This is a genomic window from Clostridium sp. UMB9555A (assembly GCF_030222355.1).
Lineage (GTDB): Bacteria > Bacillota > Clostridia > Clostridiales > Clostridiaceae > Sarcina > Sarcina perfringens.
Window position 1 is genome coordinate 1 of the sequence record NZ_JASORQ010000029.1, and the last position, 986, is coordinate 986.

Here is a 986-nt window from a genome sequence, read left to right on the forward strand (position 1 = left end):
TTCAAATACGATGAAATAGATAAAGCTCCAGAAGAAAAAGAAAGAGGAATCACAATCAACACAGCACACGTTGAGTACGAAACAGCTAACAGACACTACGCTCACGTTGACTGTCCAGGACATGCTGACTACGTTAAAAACATGATCACTGGAGCAGCTCAAATGGACGGAGCTATATTAGTTTGTTCAGCAGCTGATGGTCCAATGCCTCAAACAAGAGAGCACATCTTATTATCATCAAGAGTTGGAGTTGACCACATCGTAGTATTCTTAAACAAAGCAGATATGGTTGACGACGAAGAATTATTAGAATTAGTTGAAATGGAAGTTAGAGAGTTATTAAGCGAGTACAACTTCCCAGGAGATGACATTCCAGTAATCAAAGGATCAGCTTTAGTAGCATTAGAAAACCCAACTGACGAAGCTGCAACAGCTTGCATCAGAGAGTTAATGGAAGCAGTAGATAGCTACATTCCAACACCAGAAAGAGCAACAGATAAGCCATTCTTAATGCCAGTAGAGGACGTATTCACAATCACTGGTAGAGGAACAGTTGCAACAGGAAGAGTTGAAAGAGGAGTTCTACATGTAGGAGACGAAGTAGAAGTAATCGGATTAACTGAAGAAAGAAGAAAAACAGTTGTAACAGGAATCGAAATGTTCAGAAAGTTATTAGATGAAGCACAAGCTGGAGATAACATCGGAGCATTATTAAGAGGTATCCAAAGAACTGATATCGAAAGAGGTCAAGTTTTAGCTCAAGTTGGAACAATCAACCCACACAAAAAATTCGTAGGTCAAGTATACGTACTTAAAAAAGAAGAAGGTGGAAGACATACTCCATTCTTCGATGGATACAGACCACAATTCTACTTCAGAACAACAGACGTTACAGGATCAATCAAATTACCAGAAGGAATGGAAATGGTTATGCCTGGAGACCACATCGACATGGAAGTTGAATTAATCACAGAAATCGCTATGGA

At 39.4% G+C, this 986-nt stretch carries 1 protein-coding gene; it reads left to right on the plus strand.

Annotation, left to right across the window (positions count from 1 at the left end):
• A partial coding sequence (gene tuf / locus QP548_RS16810; protein ID WP_284905662.1) for an elongation factor Tu occupies positions 1-986 on the plus strand: 986 nt, incomplete at both ends.